The sequence below is a fragment of the Mycolicibacterium gilvum genome (genome assembly GCF_900454025.1).
GTDB classification, from domain to species: domain Bacteria; phylum Actinomycetota; class Actinomycetes; order Mycobacteriales; family Mycobacteriaceae; genus Mycobacterium; species Mycobacterium gilvum.
Genome location: NZ_UGQM01000001.1, coordinates 3,628,646 through 3,645,943 on the forward strand (window position 1 = coordinate 3,628,646; position 17,298 = coordinate 3,645,943).

14 protein-coding genes are annotated in these 17,298 nt (G+C 70.9%); all 14 read right to left on the minus strand.

All coding sequences use genetic code 11. From position 1 onward, the window contains the following. Nucleotides 1-9: 9 nt before the first annotated feature. Nucleotides 10-1,188: a cell division protein FtsZ gene (gene ftsZ / locus DYE23_RS16975; RefSeq protein ID WP_011893869.1), complete on the minus strand. Its 1,179-nt coding sequence runs from the start codon at nt 1,186-1,188 to the stop codon at nt 10-12. A gap of 185 nt (nt 1,189-1,373) precedes the next feature. Beyond that, entirely contained in the window at nt 1,374-2,294 is a 921-nt protein-coding gene (locus DYE23_RS16980; protein WP_115327716.1) for a cell division protein FtsQ/DivIB, read from the minus strand. Continuing rightward, a complete protein-coding gene (gene murC, locus DYE23_RS16985) occupies nt 2,291-3,718 on the minus strand; it encodes a UDP-N-acetylmuramate--L-alanine ligase (protein ID WP_115327717.1) in 1,428 nt (475 codons plus the stop codon). The genes DYE23_RS16980 and murC overlap by 4 nt, the downstream gene beginning before the upstream one ends. Continuing rightward, nucleotides 3,715-4,857 (minus strand): undecaprenyldiphospho-muramoylpentapeptide beta-N-acetylglucosaminyltransferase, encoded by a 1,143-nt coding sequence (murG, locus tag DYE23_RS16990; RefSeq protein WP_013471463.1) that lies wholly within the window; start codon nt 4,855-4,857, stop codon nt 3,715-3,717. Before murG ends, murC begins: the two co-directional genes overlap by 4 nt. Then, complete coding sequence (gene ftsW, locus DYE23_RS16995; protein WP_115327718.1) at nt 4,854-6,374, minus strand: putative lipid II flippase FtsW; 1,521 nt, start codon at nt 6,372-6,374, stop codon at nt 4,854-4,856. The genes murG and ftsW overlap by 4 nt, the downstream gene beginning before the upstream one ends. A gap of 12 nt (nt 6,375-6,386) precedes the next feature. After that, complete coding sequence (gene murD / locus DYE23_RS17000; protein ID WP_115327719.1) at nt 6,387-7,850, minus strand: UDP-N-acetylmuramoyl-L-alanine--D-glutamate ligase; 1,464 nt, start codon at nt 7,848-7,850, stop codon at nt 6,387-6,389. 36 nt (nt 7,851-7,886) lie between these two features. Continuing rightward, a complete protein-coding gene (mraY, locus tag DYE23_RS17005) occupies nt 7,887-8,966 on the minus strand; it encodes a phospho-N-acetylmuramoyl-pentapeptide-transferase (protein WP_011893863.1) in 1,080 nt (359 codons plus the stop codon). After that, nucleotides 8,963-10,477 carry a UDP-N-acetylmuramoyl-tripeptide--D-alanyl-D-alanine ligase gene (locus DYE23_RS17010; RefSeq protein ID WP_115327720.1) on the minus strand — a complete coding sequence of 505 codons (1,515 nt, stop codon included), beginning with the start codon at nt 10,475-10,477 and terminating at the stop codon, nt 8,963-8,965. The genes mraY and DYE23_RS17010 overlap by 4 nt, the downstream gene beginning before the upstream one ends. Further along, nucleotides 10,474-12,012, minus strand: coding sequence for a UDP-N-acetylmuramoyl-L-alanyl-D-glutamate--2,6-diaminopimelate ligase (locus DYE23_RS17015; protein ID WP_115327721.1), 1,539 nt, complete (start codon nt 12,010-12,012; stop codon nt 10,474-10,476). Before DYE23_RS17015 ends, DYE23_RS17010 begins: the two co-directional genes overlap by 4 nt. A 55-nt stretch (nt 12,013-12,067) precedes the next feature. Continuing rightward, nucleotides 12,068-13,975: a peptidoglycan D,D-transpeptidase FtsI family protein gene (locus DYE23_RS17020; protein WP_011893860.1), complete on the minus strand. Its 1,908-nt coding sequence runs from the start codon at nt 13,973-13,975 to the stop codon at nt 12,068-12,070. Next, nucleotides 13,972-14,994 carry a cell division protein FtsL gene (gene ftsL, locus DYE23_RS17025; RefSeq protein ID WP_115327722.1) on the minus strand — a complete coding sequence of 341 codons (1,023 nt, stop codon included), beginning with the start codon at nt 14,992-14,994 and terminating at the stop codon, nt 13,972-13,974. The genes DYE23_RS17020 and ftsL overlap by 4 nt, the downstream gene beginning before the upstream one ends. 2 nt (nt 14,995-14,996) lie before the next feature. Then, complete coding sequence (gene rsmH, locus DYE23_RS17030; RefSeq protein ID WP_011893858.1) at nt 14,997-16,112, minus strand: 16S rRNA (cytosine(1402)-N(4))-methyltransferase RsmH; 1,116 nt, start codon at nt 16,110-16,112, stop codon at nt 14,997-14,999. Further along, nucleotides 16,087-16,521, minus strand: coding sequence for a division/cell wall cluster transcriptional repressor MraZ (locus DYE23_RS17035; protein WP_011893857.1), 435 nt, complete (start codon nt 16,519-16,521; stop codon nt 16,087-16,089). Before DYE23_RS17035 ends, rsmH begins: the two co-directional genes overlap by 26 nt. Before the next feature lie 317 nt (nt 16,522-16,838). Further along, on the minus strand, nt 16,839-17,240 hold the full coding sequence (locus DYE23_RS17040) for an SCO2097 family morphological protein (protein ID WP_011893856.1): 402 nt from the start codon (nt 17,238-17,240) through the stop codon (nt 16,839-16,841). Between the last annotated feature and the right edge of the window lie 58 nt (nt 17,241-17,298).

Sequence of the window (17,298 nt, forward strand, 5' to 3'; positions counted from 1 at the left end):
ACCTACGGGTCAGTGGCGCATGAACGGAGGCACGTCGACGTCGTCGTCGGAGATGCCGCCGTCGTCCGGGCCGCCGATCCGCACCGTCGCGCCGTTGGTGTTCCCGGCCGGCACCGAGGCCGGATCCGCCGGATCGAAGATCGAGTTCAGCCGGCCGGCCTTGCCCGGTGCGATCGGCTGGCCCGCCGCCGCGGGGGCGGCCGCCTGCTGGGCCTCCCCGGTCACCGGCTTGCGTCCCGGTCCGGCGGCGTCGAAGCCGGCGGCGATGACCGTCACCCGGACCTCGTCGCCGAGCGAGTCGTCGATCACGGTGCCGAAGATGATGTTGGCCTCGGGGTGTGCGGCCTCCTGAACGAGCGAGGCGGCCTCGTTGATCTCGAACAGCCCGAGGTCGCTACCGCCGGCGACCGACAGCAGCACGCCCTGGGCGCCCTCCATCGAGGCCTCCAGCAGCGGGGAGTTGATCGCGATCTCGGCGGCCTTGAGGGCGCGGCCGTCGCCGCGGGCCGAGCCGATGCCCATCAACGCGGTTCCGGCCGAGCTCATGACGCCCTTGACGTCGGCGAAGTCGACGTTGATCAGGCCGGGGGTGGTGATCAGGTCGGTGATGCCCTGCACGCCGTTGAGGAGCACCTCGTCGGCACTGCGGAACGCGTCCATCAGCGACACCGCGGCGTCGCCCATCTGCAGCAGCCGGTCGTTGGGGATCACGATCAGGGTGTCGCAGCTCTCGCGGAGCGCCTGGATGCCCTCGGCGGCCTGGTTGCTGCGCCGCTTGCCCTCGAACGAGAAGGGCCGCGTGACCACACCCACGGTCAGGGCGCCGAGCTTGCGCGCGATCGAGGCGACGACGGGTGCGCCACCGGTGCCGGTGCCGCCGCCCTCACCTGCGGTGACGAACACCATGTCGGCGCCGCGCAGCAGCTCCTCGATGTCGTCCTTGGCGTCCTCGGCCGCTTTCCTGCCGACCTCGGGGTCCGCGCCGGCGCCGAGACCGCGCGTCGAATCGCGCCCGACGTCGAGCTTGACGTCGGCATCGCTCATCAACAGCGCCTGGGCGTCGGTGTTGATCGCGATGAACTCGACGCCTTTGAGACCCTGTTCGATCATCCGGTTGACGGCGTTGACGCCACCGCCGCCGATGCCGACCACCTTGATCACAGCGAGGTAGTTATGCGGGGGGGTCATGGGGTGCCCTTCCTGCCTGGTTGCCTGTCGGATTACGGATAACCGCTGGAGCAAACCCTCAACCTCAACAAGAGGCTTAGAGTTATGTCAAGTTGTTCCGCGCAAACAGAACGGTAGGGCCGGCCACCGGACATGCCCTGCAGGCGCGCCGAAGCGACACGACAAATTCCTCGCGCCGTGCGCCGCTACTTGACCGTCGGCAGATCGGGGCTCGACACGTCGTAGACCCGACCGGGTTGGGTCAGCAGCGCGGCGAGCTTGAGTGCCTTCTCCTCGGTCCGGTCGGTGGTCCCCCACACCACGGTGCGGCCGTCGATCAGCGTCAGCGTGATCGCCGCGACCGACGGCGCCGACACCCGGCCCACCTGACCGGCCACATCCGGGCGCAACGACGTCATCACCTGCAACGCGGCCTCGGTCGCCGGATCCCCGGGCCCGGGGTTCTCGGTGTCCAGATACGGGATCCCCGGCGGCGGCGGACCGGTCGCGAAGTCGACACCGTCCTTGTCGAAGAGGTGCACGCCGTCGGGATAGTCCCGCAGCACCACCGGGACCCGCTCCACGACGGTGATCCGCAGCGTCGACGGGTACTGACGCTGCACCCGGGCCGAAGCGATCCGCCGGATGCCGGCCACCCGTCCGGCGACCGCGTCGGTGTCGACCTGCAACAGCGGCGTGCCCGGCGCGATCTGCGCCGCCGCGACCACCTCGTCCTGGGTCACCGCGCCGACCCCGACCACCACGATGCTGCGCGCCGACATGATCGGCGTGAAGTACAGCAGCAGGCCGAGTCCGACCACGACGACCGCGATCACCGCGGTCCACATCAGCATCTTCAGCCCGCGGACCGCGCCCCGGCCGAGCGTCTTGGTCTGCGGCGCGGGCGTGCCCATCACCTTGCGCTTGGCCTCGCGGCGCGCCGCCTCGATCGCCGTCGCCCTGGCCTGGGCCGCGCGGCGTTCCTCGCGTTCCCGCCTGGCCCGCCGCCGCGGTCCTTCGGCGTCCTCGGCCGTCTCGCCCGTCTCGCCCGGCTCGGCGCTCTGCACCGGTTCGGCGGCCTCGTCGACCGGCGGCTGGGCGGTCGGCTCGTCGGTGGGTTCGGTCATGCGCGCGCCCGTACCTCGGCGAGGATCTCCTGCCCGAGCATCGTCACATCGCCCGCGCCCATCGTCACCACTACATCGCCGGCGGACACGGCCGCGGCGACCCGCGCGGCCACCGCGGAGAAGTCGGCGATGTAGGTCACCGGGGCCGAGACGCCGTCGGCGATCGTCGCGCCGCTCACCCCGGGCAACGGCTGCTCCCGCGCCGCGTAGACGTCGAGGACGAACACCTCGTCGGCCGTGCTCAGCGACGCGGCGAACTCGGTCGCGAAAGTCTCTGTGCGCGAATACAGATGAGGCTGGAACACCGCCACCGTGCGCGCCCCGGGCGTCTGTTCGGCGACCGCGCGCAGCGCGGTGATCGCGGCACGGACCTCGGTCGGGTGGTGGGCGTAGTCGTCGAACACCCGCACCCCGCCGGCGGTCCCGACCAACTCGAAACGCCGCCGCACGCCGTCGAATCCGGCCAACCCGTCGAGGACCGCGTCGATATCGGCACCGGCCTGTGTGGCCGCCAGCAGCGCTCCGAGCGCGTTGAGCGCCATGTGCCTGCCCGGCACCGACAACCGCATGGTGCGCGGCCGGTCCTCGGCGCGCACACTGATCTCGGCGACCGCCCCCGTGCCCAGCTGCGACCAGTCCAGCAACGTCGCATCCAGTCCCGGCGCGCTGCCGTAGCGCAACACCCGGATGCCGAGTGCGGCGGTGCGCTCGGCCAGCGCCGCGGCACCGGGGTCGTCGACGCAGACCACAAGGGCGCCACCGGGTTTGATGCGGTCGACGAACTGGTCGAAGACCGCGGTGTAGTTCTCGACGGTGCCGTAGAAATCCAGGTGGTCGGCCTCGATGTTGGTCACGACCGCGACGTCCGGGCTGTACTCCAGCAGCGACCCGTCACTCTCGTCGGCCTCGGCGACGAACGTCGAACCGCTGCCGTGGTGGGCGTTGGTGCCCGCCTGGCCGAGGTCGCCGCCGACGGCGAACGACGGATCGAATCCGCAGTGCTGCAACGCCACGATGATCATCGACGTGGTGGACGTCTTGCCGTGGGTTCCGGTGACCAGCAGCGAGGTGCGGTCGTCCATGAGCCTGGCGAGAACGGCCGGCCGCAGGATCACCGGGATGCCGCGGCGCCGGGCCTCGACGAGCTCGGGGTTGGTCTTCGGGATCGCGGCGTGGGTGGTGACCACGGCGGTCGGTCCGCCGGGCAGCATGTCCAGTGCGGACGGGTCGTGCCCGATCCGTACCTGCGCGCCCCGGGCGCGCAGCGCGATCAGCCCGCGCGAGTCCTTCGCGTCGGATCCCGAGACCTGCCCGCCCCGGTCGAGCAGGATCCGCGCGACGCCCGACATCCCCGCACCGCCGATGCCGACCATGTGCACCCGTGCCAGCTCGGGAGGAAGAGACGCCGGCTGCTGACCCGTCATCGCCGGCTCCCGGTGCCCCGTGCGACGTCGAGGGCCACCTCGGCGACCCGCCGAGCGGCGTCGGGATGGCCGGCGAGCGCGGCCGCCGCGGTCATCGTCGCCAGCCGGTCCGGGTCGTTGAGCAGTCCGGCAACGGTGCCGGCGACGAATTGCGGTGTCAGAGAAGCATCGTCGACCACGAGGCCGCCACCGGCCTCGACCACCGGCAGCGCGTTGAGACGCTGTTCGCCGTTGCCGATCGGCAACGGCACATACACGGCGGGCAGACCGACCGCGGACACCTCGGCGACCGTCATCGCACCCGAGCGGCAGACCGCGAGATCGGCTGCGGCATAGGCCAGATCCATCCGTTCCAGATACGGCACCGCCACGTAGGGCGGATCGCCCGGCCGCGGGGCGCGCAGGTCGAGCGTGTTCTTGGGCCCGTGCGCGTGCAACACCGAGATCCCGGCGGCGGCAAGGCCTTCGGCGGCACCGGAGACAGCGCGGTTGAGTGACTGCGCCCCCTGCGACCCACCGAACACCAGCAACACCCGGGCGTCGTCGGCGAAGCCGAAATGTGCGCGCGCCTCGGCCCGCAACGCGGAACGGTCCAGCGACGTGATCGCCTCACGCACCGGCACACCCACCACGTCCACGTGACCGAGGCCCGGGTCGGGCACCGCGGACAACACCCGCGTCGCGACCCGCGCGCCGACCTTGTTGGCCCAGCCCGCGCTGGCGTTGGCCTCGTGCACCACCACCGGCACACGCCGCCGGGCGGCGAGGTAGGCGGGCAGCGCGACGTATCCACCGAACCCGATGACGACGTCGGCGTCGACGGCCTCGAACACCGCACGGGTCTCTCGGACGGCCCGCCGTACCCGCATCGGCAGACGCAGCAGATCGGCCGACAGCTTGCGCGGCAGTGGCACCGGGGTGATCAGCTCGAGGTCATAGCCGCGCTGCGGAACCAGCCGGGTCTCCAGACCGCGTGCCGTGCCCAGGGCGGTGATCCGCACGTTCGGCTCCAGCGCGGTCAGCGCGTCCGCGACCGCCATCGCGGGTTCGATGTGACCGGCCGTGCCACCGCCGGCCAGTACGACAGAGATTGCCCGGTCTCCCCGCGCCTGCCCCGCCGGAACCGAAATCCCCGTCACCCGTAACGCTGACCTTCCATTGTGCGGGCCCGACGGCCCTGATTACGCCGTCCATCACCGTAACCGTCCGACGACCGTCCCGACCGCACCGGGTGTCGTGCGCTCTGCGCCGCGCGGGCGCGCGCGGGCTTCTTCTCGGGCCGTTTACCGGCCTTCTTCTTCTCCGGCTTCGTGCGCAGCCTGTCGCGCAGCGCCTCGGTCCGGCTCGGGACATACGGCGCGGGCAACGGCAACCGCAGGATGCGGTTCACCCGGTCGTCGCGGCCTGCGCGCAGCGCGGCGACCGCCTCGGGTTCGTGCCGGGCCGCGTTGGCCATGATGCCGATCATCAGCAGTGTGGTCGCGGTCGAGGTGCCGCCCGAGGAGATCAACGGCAGCTGCAGGCCGGTGACCGGGAGCAGGCCCACGACATATCCGACGTTGATGAACACCTGCGACAGGATCCACAGCGTCGCGGTCGCGGTCAGCAGCCGCAGGAACGGATCGGCCGACCGCCGGGCGATCCGCATGCCCGTGTAGGCGAACAGTCCGAACAACAGCAGCAGACCGACGGCGCCGACGAACCCGAGTTCCTCACCGATGATCGCGAAGATGAAGTCGTTGTGGGCGTTGGGCAGATAGTTCCACTTCGCGGTGCTCTGGCCCAGCCCGTCGCCGAAGAACCCTCCGTTGGCCAGCGCGTACCGGGCCTGCCGGCCCTGATATCCGGATCCCTGGGCGTCGGCGGTCGGGTTCAGCCATGACTGCACCCGCGCGGAGCGGTACCCCTCGGCGAGTGCCAGGATCACGCCCGAGACCAGGACGGCGCCCAGCGAGGTCAGGAACACCCGCAGTGGAAGGCCGGCGTACCAGAGCAGGCCCAGCAGGATCACACCCATGGACAGTGTCTGGCCGAGGTCGGGCTGCAGCACGATCAGCGCGAGTGCGATGACCGCGGCCGGCACCAGCGGCACGAGCATCTCGCGCAGCGACGCGTGCTCCATGCGGCGGGCGGCCAGCAGATGGGCGCCCCAGATCGCCAGCGCGATCTTGGCCAGCTCCGACGGCTGCATCGAGAAGCCGGCGACGACGAACCAGCCGCGAGAACCGTTGGCCACCTTGCCGATTCCGGGGATCAGTACCAGCACCAGCAGCACGATGGAGAACGCGAAGCCGGTGAACGCGAACCTGCGCATCACCGCGACCGGGGTACGCAACGCGACGTAGAACGCGAACAGCCCGATCACCGTCCACAGCACCTGCTTGGTGAACACCGACCACGGCGAGCCGTCCTGGTCGTAGGAGTACACCCCGGACGCCGACAGCACCATCGTCAGGCCCATGGTGATCAGCAGCGCGGTGACCGCGACGATCAGGTGGAACGACGTCATCGGCCGGCCGAGCCAGGCGCCGACCCGGGTGCGCGGCAGGCGCAACGCCGCGTCAGAGGTCGCGGCGGCCCCGGAAGTAACTGTGGTGCCGGTGTCGGCGGCCGGATTCGCGCGGCGGTGGCGCAGCCGGCTCAGGATGTTGCTCACTGGATCCGCCCGCTACCGCAACGCTGCGCGCACCGCCGCGGCGAAGGTGTCGCCCCGGTGCCCGTAGCTGGTGAACTGGTCGAACGAGGCGCCCGCGGGCGCCAGCAGGATCGCGTCGCCCGGCGCGGCGAGGCTGCGCGCAGCACGCACCGCTGCGGCCATCACGGCGTCGGACAGCGATTCCGAGTCCGCTCGAACCACTCGAGTCACACGAGTAACACCTGACTCATCTTTCTCAAGCACCCCAGAATCCTCCCCCGTCACAAGCTCCACAACGGGGACATCCGGTGCGTGTCGCGCCAACGCCTCGGCGACGACCGCGCGGTCGCGGCCGATCAGCACGGCCCCGACCAGGTGATCGGCGCTGTCGGCGACGAGGTCCTCGACCGACGCGCCCTTGAGCATTCCGCCCGCGATCCACACCACGCGCGGGTACGCGTCGATCGAGGCCCGCGCGGCATGCGGATTGGTGGCCTTCGAATCGTCGACATACGTGATGCCGTCGGCGACCGCGACGACCTCGGCCCGGTGCCTGCCGACCTGGAACCCGGCCAGCGCCGTGGCGATCGCTTCGGCCGGCACGTCCACCGCGCGCGCCAGCGCCGCCGCGGCAAGCGCGTTGAGCACACCGACCGGTCCGGCCACCGGGATGGAGTCGACGGCGGCCAGCTCCAGACCGTCGGCGAACGCGTTGTCGATCAGGGCGCCGTCGCGGACCCCGAACTCCCCCGGTCCCGGCGCGCCGAGCCGGAAGCCGACCTTCACCGCGGCCGGCGCCGAGCCCATCAGGCCGGCGGCGATCTCGTCGTCGAGTCCGCCGACGGCGACCCGCCCGGTCAGGGCGCGCGCCTTGTCCGCGGCGTAGGCCGCCATCGAACCGTGCCAGTCGAGGTGGTCCTCGGCGACGTTGAGCACCGCGCCGGCCTCGGGCCGCAGCGACGGCGCCCAGTGCAACTGGAAGCTGGACAGCTCCACGGCGAATACGTCGGCGGGCTGCTCCAGCAGTGTCAGCACGGGGTCGCCGATGTTGCCGCACAGCACCGCGCGCCGGCCGGCGGACTCCAGCATGGCGTGCAGCATCGACGTCGTCGTGGTCTTGCCGTTGGTGCCGGTGACCACGAGCCACTGGCGCGGTGGCCCGAACCTGCCGGACCTGTCCAGCCTCCAGGCCAGCTCGACGTCACCCCAGATCGGGATCCCCGCGTCCGCCGCGGCGGCGAGCACGGGTGCGGTGGGCGGAAAGCCGGGGCTGGTGACGACGAGGTCGAACGCCGCGATCCGCTCGACCGCGGCGGCGGGGTCGAGCACCTCGACCCCCTGCTGGGCGAACGCGGTCAGCGCGGTGGGGCTGTCGTCGGTCAGGGTGGCGCGCGCCCCCAGCGGTGTCAGCGCGGCGAGGATCGCCTGCCCGGTGACGCGAGCGCCGGTGACCAAGACGGAAAGCCCCGCGAGGTCATCCACGTCAGGCCCCGACATCTGTCATCACGTCAGGCCCCGACATCTGTCATCACGTCAGGCCCCGACGGTGGTCAGCCACTCGCTGTAGAACAGGGCCACCCCCAGCCCGCACGCGATCGCGGTCAGCAACCAGAACCGGATGATCACGGTCGTCTCCGCCCAGCCCACCAACTCGAAGTGGTGGTGGAACGGCGCCATCCGGAACACCCGGCGGCCCGTCGTACGGAACGCGAGGATCTGCACCACGACCGAGGTGACCTCGGCGACGAACAGCGCGCCCAGCACGACGGCGAGCATCTCGGTGCGGCTCGTGACCGACAGGCCCGCGATGATGCCGCCCAGGGCCAGCGAGCCGGTGTCGCCCATGAAGATCTTCGCCGGCGCCGCGTTCCACCACAGGAACCCGATGCACGCACCGGCCGTGGCCGCCGCGATGATCGCGAGGTCGAGCGGGTCGCGCACGTTGTAGCAGCCGACCCCGGGAGCGGTCGCGCACGCGTTGCGGAACTGCCAGAACGTGATCAGCACATACGCCGCGCACACCATGGCCATCGCACCGGCCGCGAGCCCGTCGAGGCCGTCGGTGAAGTTCACCGCGTTCGACCATGCGCTGACGACCACGACGCAGAACAGCACGAACACCGCGGGCGCCAGCGTGACCGTCGCGATCTCACGCACGTAGGACAGCTCCGCGCTGCCGGGCGTGAGCCCGTCGGCGTTGCGGAACTGCAGCGCGAGCACCCCGAACAGCACCGCGGCGACCAGGATGCCGACGGTCTTGGCGGTCTTGTTGAGGCCCAGGTTGCGGGCGCGACGGAGCTTGATCAGGTCGTCGAGGAATCCGACGACACCCAAGGAGGTCGCCAGCCCGAGCACCAGCAGGCCCGAGGCCGACGGACCCTTGCCGTCCATCAGCACGCCCACGAGGTGCGTGCCGAAGTAGCTCACCCAGATGCCGGCGATGATCGCGACGCCGCCCATCGACGGCGTGCCGCGCTTCTTGTGGTGACTCGGCGGACCGTCCTCGCGGATCTCGTGGCCGAACCCCTGCCGGGTGAACAGCCGGATCAGCACCGGGGTCAGCAGGATCGCGACCGCCAGAGCGATGGCGACGGCGATCAGGATCTGCCTCATCGGCCGTCCCCCGGGAGCTGTTCGGACACCAGCGCGTCGGCCAGGGCGCCGAGCCCGGCGGAGTTGGAGGCCTTCACCAGCACGACGTCGCCGGGACGCAGTTCGTCCCGCAACAGCGCCAGCGCGGCGTCGGCGTCGGCGACGGGCGTGGCCTCGGATCCCCACGACCCTTCCATCACCGCGCCGTGCAGCATGGCGCTCATAGGCCTCCCGGATCCGACGACGACGAGTCGAGAGACATCTAAGCGCACCGCCAGACGGCCGATGCGGTCATGCTCGGTAATCGTGTCCTCACCGAGTTCGGCCATCTCGCCGAGCACGGCGAAGCTGCGGCTGCCTTCGGGGTTCTGCCGACTCATCCACGCCAGCGCCTTGAGCCCGGCGGTCATCGAGTCGGGGTTGGCGTTGTAGGCGTCGTTGATCACGGTCACGCCGTCGCTGCGGGTGCTGACCTGCATCCGGTGCCGCGACACCGGGCCGGCCGCCGCGAGCGCCCCGGCCACCTGCGTCAGGGTCGCGCCGCACTCCAGCGCGACGGCGGCCGCGACGAGCGCGTTGGACACCTGATGGTCCCCGTGTACCGCGAGGGTGACGGGCACCTGCTCCCCGCCCGCGTGCAGCGTGAACGCGGGCCGCGCCAACGGGTCGAGGGTGACGCCGTCGGCGCGCACGTCGAGCGTGCGGGCGTCGGCGCTCCGCCCGACCCGCACCACCCGCGCGGCGGTCTTGTCCGCCATCGCCGCGACCACCGGATCGTCGGCGTTGAGGATCACCACACCGGACTGCGGAACCGCTTGCGGCAGTTCCGACTTCGTCGCGGCGATGGCCTCGCGGGAGCCGAACTCGCCGAGGTGGGCGGTGCCGACGTTGAGCACCGCGCCGATCGACGGCGGCGCGATACGGGCCAGCGCCGCGATGTTGCCGGGGTGGCGCGCCGACATCTCCAGCACCAGGTAGTCGGTGGACTCGGTGGCCCGCAGCACCGTCCAAGGGTGCCCGAGTTCGTTGTTGAACGATCCCGGCGGCGCGATCACCTCTCCGAGCGGTGCGAGAACCGCGGCGATCAGATCCTTCGTCGAGGTCTTGCCCGACGAGCCGGTGATCCCGATGATCGTCAGGCCGCCCGCGACGAGTTCGGCGGCGACCGCGGCCGCCAGCCTGGCCAGCGCCGCCAGCACTGCCGCGCCGGAACCGTCGGCGTCGTGCTCGAGCACCCCGGCGGTGCCACCCGCGCCGTGCTGCGGGGCCACCGGGTCGACGACGACCGCCGGCACCCCGACGGGCCGGGCCGCCAGTACCGCGACCGCACCCGACGCCACGGCCGTGGCGGCGAAATCATGGCCGTCCGAGCGCGCCCCCGGCAGCGCCAGGAACAGCCCACCGGCGGTCACCGCGCGCGAGTCGAACTCCACGGTGCCGGTGACCCGCAGGCGGTCCGCCTCGTCGGCGCTCACATCGGCCAGCCGGCCGCCGACGATCTCGGCGATCCGGCGCAACGACATCTCGATCACTGCGACGCCCCCGATGTTCCCGATGTCTGGAGCGTCTCCAGCGCTGCCGCGAGCTCGTCGCGGTCGTCGAACGGCCGCGTCCGGCCCTGACTGGTCTGCCCCGCCTCGTGGCCCTTGCCCGCGATCAACACGATGTCGCCCTCCCGTGCCCACTGCACCGCGTGGACGATCGCGGCGCGCCGGTCGCCGATCTCGACCGTCTGCGCACCGGATGCGCCCCGCAGGATCGCCGCGCGGATCACGGCGGGATCCTCTCCGCGGGGATTGTCGTCGGTCACCACGACCAGATCGGCCAGCTCGGCGGCCACCCTGCCCATCGGTTCACGTTTGCCCTGGTCACGGTCGCCACCAGCCCCGAACACCACCGCCAGCCGGCCGGCGCACTGCTCACGCAGCGTCTGCAGGACCGCGGCGAGCGCCCCCGGCTTGTGCGCGTAGTCGACGAGCGCGAGGAACGGCTGCCCGCGGTCGACCGCCTCCAGGCGCCCCGGCACGGTCGCGTCGCGCAACCCCGGCGCGGCCTGCTCCGGCGACACGTCGACGGCGTCGAGCAGCGCGACCGCGAGGAGGCAGTTGGCCACGTTGTAGCCACCGGGCAGGCCGATCTCCAGCGCGTGGTGCACCCCGCCGGGATCGACGGCGAGGAAGTCCTGCACACTGCCGTCGAGCGCACGGACCTCCTGGACCCACCAGTCGGCGTCGCCCGTCGCGCTGACGGTCACGGGCGCGTCCGCCCGCGCGGCCATCGCCCGACCCCACTCGTCGTCGACGCAGATCACCGATCGCGCCGCGTGGGTCGGCGAGGTCGGGTCGAAGAGACGGGCCTTGGCCTCGAAGTAGTCCTGCATCGTCGGGTGGAAGTCCAGATGATCCCGCGACAGATTCGTGAACCCGCCGACGGCGAACGACACCCCGTCGACACGGCCCAGGGTCAGCGCATGGCTGGACACCTCCATGACGACGGTGTCGACCCCCTGCTCCAGCATCACCGCCAGCAGCGCCTGCAGATCGGGCGCCTCCGGTGTGGTGAGCCCGCCCGGCTGCGCCCGACCGTCGATCCGCACACCCACCGTGCCGATCAGCCCCGCGACCCGGCCGGCGGAGCGCAGGCCCGCTTCGACGAGGTAGGTCGTGGTGGTCTTGCCCGAGGTGCCCGTCACGCCGATCACCCGCAGGTGCTCCGACGGCCTGCCGAACACCGCGGCGGCGACCTCGCCCAGCACCGAGCGCGGGGCCGGGTGAACCAGGATCGGAACGGCCGGGCCGCCGTGGGCGGCGATCTCGGACACGCCGTCGGCGTCGGTCAGGACCGCGACCGCGCCGCGTTCGACCGCGTCGGCGGCGTACCGCGCGCCGTGGGCCTTCGAACCCGGCAACGCGGCGAACAGGTCACCGGCCTGCGCGTGCTGACCCCGCAGGGTCACGCCGGTGACCTGCAGGTCGGGCACGGGACCGGCGTCGGCCGGTTCCGCGCAGACCAGATCGGCCAATGCCCCGAGGGGCATACCGACAGGATGGCTGGGACGCAGATTCATGGCGAGGACACAGTACCGATCGTCTGCCGGTCGCTTCGCCGTCGCTGCGGCAGAGTCACCCTGCCTGAAGCGTCAGGGGCGCACCCGGATCCGCCGACAGCGGCACGTTCTCCCGCCGCAGCAGCCAGGACGCGATGTTGTGGAACAGCGGAGCCGCCGAAGAACCCGGCGATCCGTCGGCGGCGCGGTGCGGCGCGTCGAGCATCACGCCGATCACGTAGCGCGGATCGTCGGCCGGCGCCATCCCGGCGAAGGTGATCCAGTAGACGTCGCTGTAGTAGCAACCACACGCCGGGTTGATCTGCTGGGCGGTGCCGGTCTTGCCCGCGATCTGGTAGCCCTCGACCGCGGCCTGCGGTCCGGTGCCCTGCTGGATTCCCCGCGGATCCCGTTGCACCACCGAGCGGAACATGTCGCGCACCGTGCGCGCCGTCTCCGCGGACACCACCCGGATGCCGTCGGGGCGCGGTTCCTCGCTGCGGGTCCCGTCCGGCGCGACGGTCTCCTTGATGATGCGCGGCGGCACGCGGACACCGTCGTTGGCGATGGTCTGATAGATCGCGGTCATCTGCAGCAGCGTCATCGAAAGGCCCTGTCCGATGGGCAGGTTGGAGAACGTGCTGCCCGACCACTGGTCGATCGGCGGAACCAGACCCGAGCTCTCGCCGGGCAGGCCCACCCCGGTGCGCTGCCCGAGCCCGAACATCTCGAGCATCTCGGCGAACTTCTCCGGCCCGAGCCGCTGGGCCAGCATCAGCGTCCCGACGTTGGAGGACTTCCCGAACACGCCGGTCGTGGTGTAGGGCATCACGCCGTGCTCCCACGCGTCGCCGACGGTGACCCCGCCCATGTTGATCGAGCCGGGCACCTGCAGCACCTCGTCGGGGGTGGTCAGCTTGTTCTCGATCACCGCGGCCGCGGTGATCATCTTGTTCACCGAACCGGGTTCGAACGGTGAGGACACCGGCAGGTTGCCCAGCTGACGGTTCTCCTGGCGGCTGACGTCCTGGGCCGGGTTGAACGTGTTGTCGTTCGACATCGCAAGCACCTCACCGGTTTTGGCGTCCAGGACGACCGCCGAGGCGTTCTTCGCACCCGAGGCGTCCTTGGCCAGCTGCACCTGCTGCTGCACGTGGAACTGGATGTCGTCGTCGATCGTCAGCGTCACGGTCGAGCCGTTGACCGCGTCGTGACGGTTGCGGTAGCTGCCCGGGATCACGACGCCGTCGGAGCCCCGGTCGTAGGTCACCGAACCGTCGGTGCCGGCGAGCACCGAGTCCAGCGAATCCTCAAGTCCCAGAAGGCCGTGACCGTCCCAGTCGATGCCGCCGATGATGTTCGCCGCCAGCACGCCGCCGGGGTACTGGCGCAGATCCTGGCGTTCGGCGCCGACCTCGGGGAACTTCTCGATGATGGCGTCGGAGATGGTCGGGTCGACGGCGCGGGCGAGGTAGACGAACGTCTCGTCGCTGCGCAGCTTCTTGAGCACGGTTGCGGCATCCGGCTTGTTGCCCAGCCGTTGCGACACCTCGGCGGCGATGTCACGCAGGCGCGCATCGGGTTCCGGGGCCTCCTCCGACTTGGCCCGCGCCTCTTCGAGTTGCTTGCGTACCCGCACCGGCTGGAACGTCAACGCCCTGGCCTCGATGGTGAAGGCCAGCTTGTCACCGTTGCGGTCGACGATCGAACCACGCAGCGCCGGGTCGATGTCGGTGACCTTGAGTTGCCCGGCCGCCTCGGCGCGCAACCCCTCGGCGCGCGGCACCTGCAGCGTGAACAGCTGCGCCGCTGCGACGACGAGCAGCAGGAAGATCACCGCATTGCCGGTGCGGTGCCGGAACACGAACGACGCACTGCGCAGACCGTTCTGCGGCGCGGGCTGACGGGTGCGCCGGGCGCGGGCCGAGCGTTCCTGGTTCGGGACCTTCGCCAGACTCTTGCCGGGCTTGGCCTGCCGGCTCACGCGCCGGCCCCGGGAACGGGTGCGGGTGCGGGGGCCACGAGGGCGGGATCGGGGGCGGCGGCCGGCAGGACGGGCCCCGGCATCGGAATATCCGCCGAAACCGCGTGCGGCACCTCAGAACCCGGCACCGGCACGAGGCCGGGCACCGGCGCGAGGCCGGGAAGCGGTGCCGGCGCGCCCGGGACCATGCCGGGCACAGCCGGCGGCGTGGCGGCCGACGGAATACGCACCGGGACCTCGCGCGGTTCGACGACGCGCGGCGCCGGGGGTGCGGGCGGGCCCGGTTCGGGCAGCGGTGCGTTCAGCGGTGGCGGCGGAACCCCCTCCGCCGGTTTCGGAGTGCCCACGACCACCCAGTTCCCGGACGCATCCTGCACCAGATGCGCGGTGTCCCGGGACGGGATCATGCCGAGCTCACGAGCCGCCTCGGCGAGCGCGGGAGCGGCCTGGGCCTCCAGCACGTCGCGCTCGAGCGCTTCCTTCTGCTGCATCAGGGCCTGATTGAGCTGACGGGCGCTGCCGAGCTGGTAGGAGCGTTCGGCCGCGTCGGTGGACAACCACAGCGTCACCCCCAGACCCAGACCCAGGGCGGAGATGATGAGGACGACGAACGGCACCCGCGCGGCCAGCCGCCGCGGGTTCAGATCGATCGAGGCCAGCCGGACCAGCAGACGTTCGCGCAGCGGAGGACGGACAACCTTGGGCGCCTTGGCCTTTCGCGCCTTGGCACGCGCCTTGGCCTGCGTGGCACTCTTGGGCCGTGCCGGAGCGTCGACGGGACGTGAGATCGGCGTGGTACGCGGTGCGGAGCGCTGGGGGCGCGCGTCGCGAGTGGTCTTGCGACCGCGGGGCTGCGCGTCGACCGGCGTGCGCTTGGCCTCGCGCGCCGTGCCGCGCTTACCCCCCGCCTTCGGCTTCGTCGTCGTCGCGCGGCTGCGCCCGGACGTGCGCCCGGACGTACGCTCGCTGCGTCGAGCGGGCTCGGCCGCGGCGTTGCGCAATGGCTTCTTCGCCTTCATCGCTACTCTCCCCCAACTTTTTCGACTGCGCGCAACCGGACGGGGGCGCTTCTCGGATTACGTTCGATCTCCTCGGCATCGGCACGTTCTGCGCCGCGGGTCAGCGCGACGAATTCCGGCCCGTGGCCGGGCAATTCGACGGGCAGACCGGGAGGCGTGCGGGATGCGGTGGCGGCGGCGAAGGCCGTCTTGACGATTCGGTCCTCCAACGACTGGTAGGCCATCACCGCGAGGCGTCCATGGGGGCGCAACGCCTGCAGCGCCGCCGGGATCGCGGAACGCAGCGACTCCAGCTCGGCGTTGACCTCGATGCGCAGCGCCTGGAACGTGCGCTTGGCGGGATGGCCGCCCGTGCGGCGCGCCGGCGCCGGGATGGCGTCGTAGAGCAGCTCGACGAGCTCACCGGTGGTGGTGAACGGAGTGACCGCACGTCGGCGCACGATGAACGCGGCGATGCGGCCGGCGAACTTCTCCTCGCCGTACTCGCGGAGCACGCGCGCGAGCGCGCGCTCGTCATAGGAGTTGAGGACCTGGGCTGCGGTCAGATCGGCTCCGGAGTCCATCCGCATGTCCAGCGGCGCATCGGTGGAGTAGGAGAACCCGCGCTCGACCCGGTCGAGCTGCATCGACGACACACCCAGGTCGAACAGGATCGCGTCCACGCTCCCGCCGGCCGCGTCGCGCACCGCGTCGGCGATGCCGTCGTAGCGGGTGCGCACCAGCGTGATCCGGTCCGCGAAGGGGGCGAGACGCTCGCCGGCGATGCGCAGCGCGTCGGGATCGCGGTCGAGACCGATCAGACGCAGACCCGGGAAATCGGTGAGGAAGCGCTCGGAATGCCCACCGGCGCCCAGCGTCGCGTCGACGAGCGTGGCGCCCTCGCGGGTCAGCGCCGGAGCGAGAAGCTCGACGCATCGGTCCAGCAGGACCGGGACATGAGGCTGGTCATCCACCATCGCTGCACTCTGCGGAGTCGGGGCGGCCCCTGCAGTGAGGTCCCTGTCCGAGGTCGCGAACCTGACGTCGGGGAAGTACGTCAGGGCCGGTTCGGACAGAGGCCACACTGCACGGGCCTGCGGGCCGGTGGCCAAATCAGAGGATGTCGCCGAGGGCTTCATCGCTGGCCGCGGAGAAGTTCTCTTCGTGAAGCTCCTGGTATTCCTGCCATGCCTGGGCATCCCAGATTTCCAGGAAGTCGATCGAACCCGTCACCACGCAGTCCTTGGTCAGGTTCGCGTAGCGGCGGTGCTCGGGCGACAGCGTGATGCGGCCTTGTGCATCGGGGTACTGCTCGTCGGTGCTTGCGGCCAGGTTGCGCAGGTACGCGCGGGCCTGGGGATTGCCGCGCTTGGCCTTCGCGGAGATCTCGGCGATCATCTCCTCGAACTCGGCCCGCGGATGGACAGCCAGGCTGTGATCTTGACTCTTGGTGACCATCAACCCTCCTGCCAGCGCGTCGCGGAACTTTGCGGGCAACGTCAGCCGCCCTTTGTCGTCGAGTTTTGGCGTGTAGGTGCCGAAGAACATCTCGCCACCTCGCAGACCTAGCTCAAGCCTTGCCACTCACGGAACCCCGGTCGCTCCGTTGTCCGCCACTTTACCCCACAACGCCCCACTTTGCTCCAAATAGACCCGCGCGTTTCGTCCGATGCCCCATCACCAGGGAGTTCAGCGGAGCGAGCACTTCGGCGCCCCAGCAGTGCTTGCGGCCGATGGTTCGCAAATGCGCTGTTCACCCGACCTTACGGCGCCGAAGTGGGGCCCGGTGGGGGATGTGGGGCTCAGTGGGGCAAAAAAGAAGGGGCAGCCCTATGGGCTGCCCCTGTAACGGGTCGAGACGAGAGCTATTCGTCGAAACGACGCCGGAAACGGTCCTCCATCCGGCTGGTGAACGACCCACCCGAACCCTTCGCGCGCTTCTGACGCTGCGCGGCGAGATCGTTGGGCACCCGCTCTCCCTTGCTGACGCGGGGGCCGGTGATCGCGAAGATGACGCCACCGAACATCACGATGAAGCCGATCACCGACAGCACCGGCAGGCTGCCGATCCAGGTCGCGTTCCATGCCACACCCGCGACGAGCATCGCCAGGCCGAGAACGAACAGCGCCACCCCCTGCAAACGGCGACGGGTGGACGGGGCGCGCAGAGTCCCACCGCGAACGCTCGACGCGAACTTGGGGTCCTCGGCATAGAGCGCGCTCTCGATCTGGTCAAGCATGCGCTGCTCATGATCGGAGAGTGGCATTCGTCCCTCCCTCTTGCCGTGGGGGCGTCGCAGTCGTTCGAAGTCACGGTGCCCGCAT

What these genes read in the sequence shown, in the direction of transcription:
- ftsZ (WP_011893869.1), bottom strand. Translation starts at nt 1,188, where the DNA reads ATGACCCCCCCGCATAACTACCTCGCTGTGATCAAGGTGGTCGGCATC.
- DYE23_RS16980 (WP_115327716.1), bottom strand. Translation starts at nt 2,294, where the DNA reads ATGACCGAACCCACCGACGAGCCGACCGCCCAGCCGCCGGTCGACGAG.
- murC (WP_115327717.1), bottom strand. Translation starts at nt 3,718, where the DNA reads ATGACGGGTCAGCAGCCGGCGTCTCTTCCTCCCGAGCTGGCACGGGTG.
- murD (WP_115327719.1), bottom strand. Translation starts at nt 7,850, where the DNA reads ATGTCGGGGCCTGACGTGGATGACCTCGCGGGGCTTTCCGTCTTGGTC.
- mraY (WP_011893863.1), bottom strand. Translation starts at nt 8,966, where the DNA reads ATGAGGCAGATCCTGATCGCCGTCGCCATCGCTCTGGCGGTCGCGATC.
- DYE23_RS17015 (WP_115327721.1), bottom strand. Translation starts at nt 12,012, where the DNA reads ATGAATCTGCGTCCCAGCCATCCTGTCGGTATGCCCCTCGGGGCATTG.
- ftsL (WP_115327722.1), bottom strand. Translation starts at nt 14,994, where the DNA reads ATGAAGGCGAAGAAGCCATTGCGCAACGCCGCGGCCGAGCCCGCTCGA.
- rsmH (WP_011893858.1), bottom strand. Translation starts at nt 16,112, where the DNA reads ATGAAGCCCTCGGCGACATCCTCTGATTTGGCCACCGGCCCGCAGGCC.
- DYE23_RS17035 (WP_011893857.1), bottom strand. Translation starts at nt 16,521, where the DNA reads ATGTTCTTCGGCACCTACACGCCAAAACTCGACGACAAAGGGCGGCTG.
- DYE23_RS17040 (WP_011893856.1), bottom strand. Translation starts at nt 17,240, where the DNA reads ATGCCACTCTCCGATCATGAGCAGCGCATGCTTGACCAGATCGAGAGC.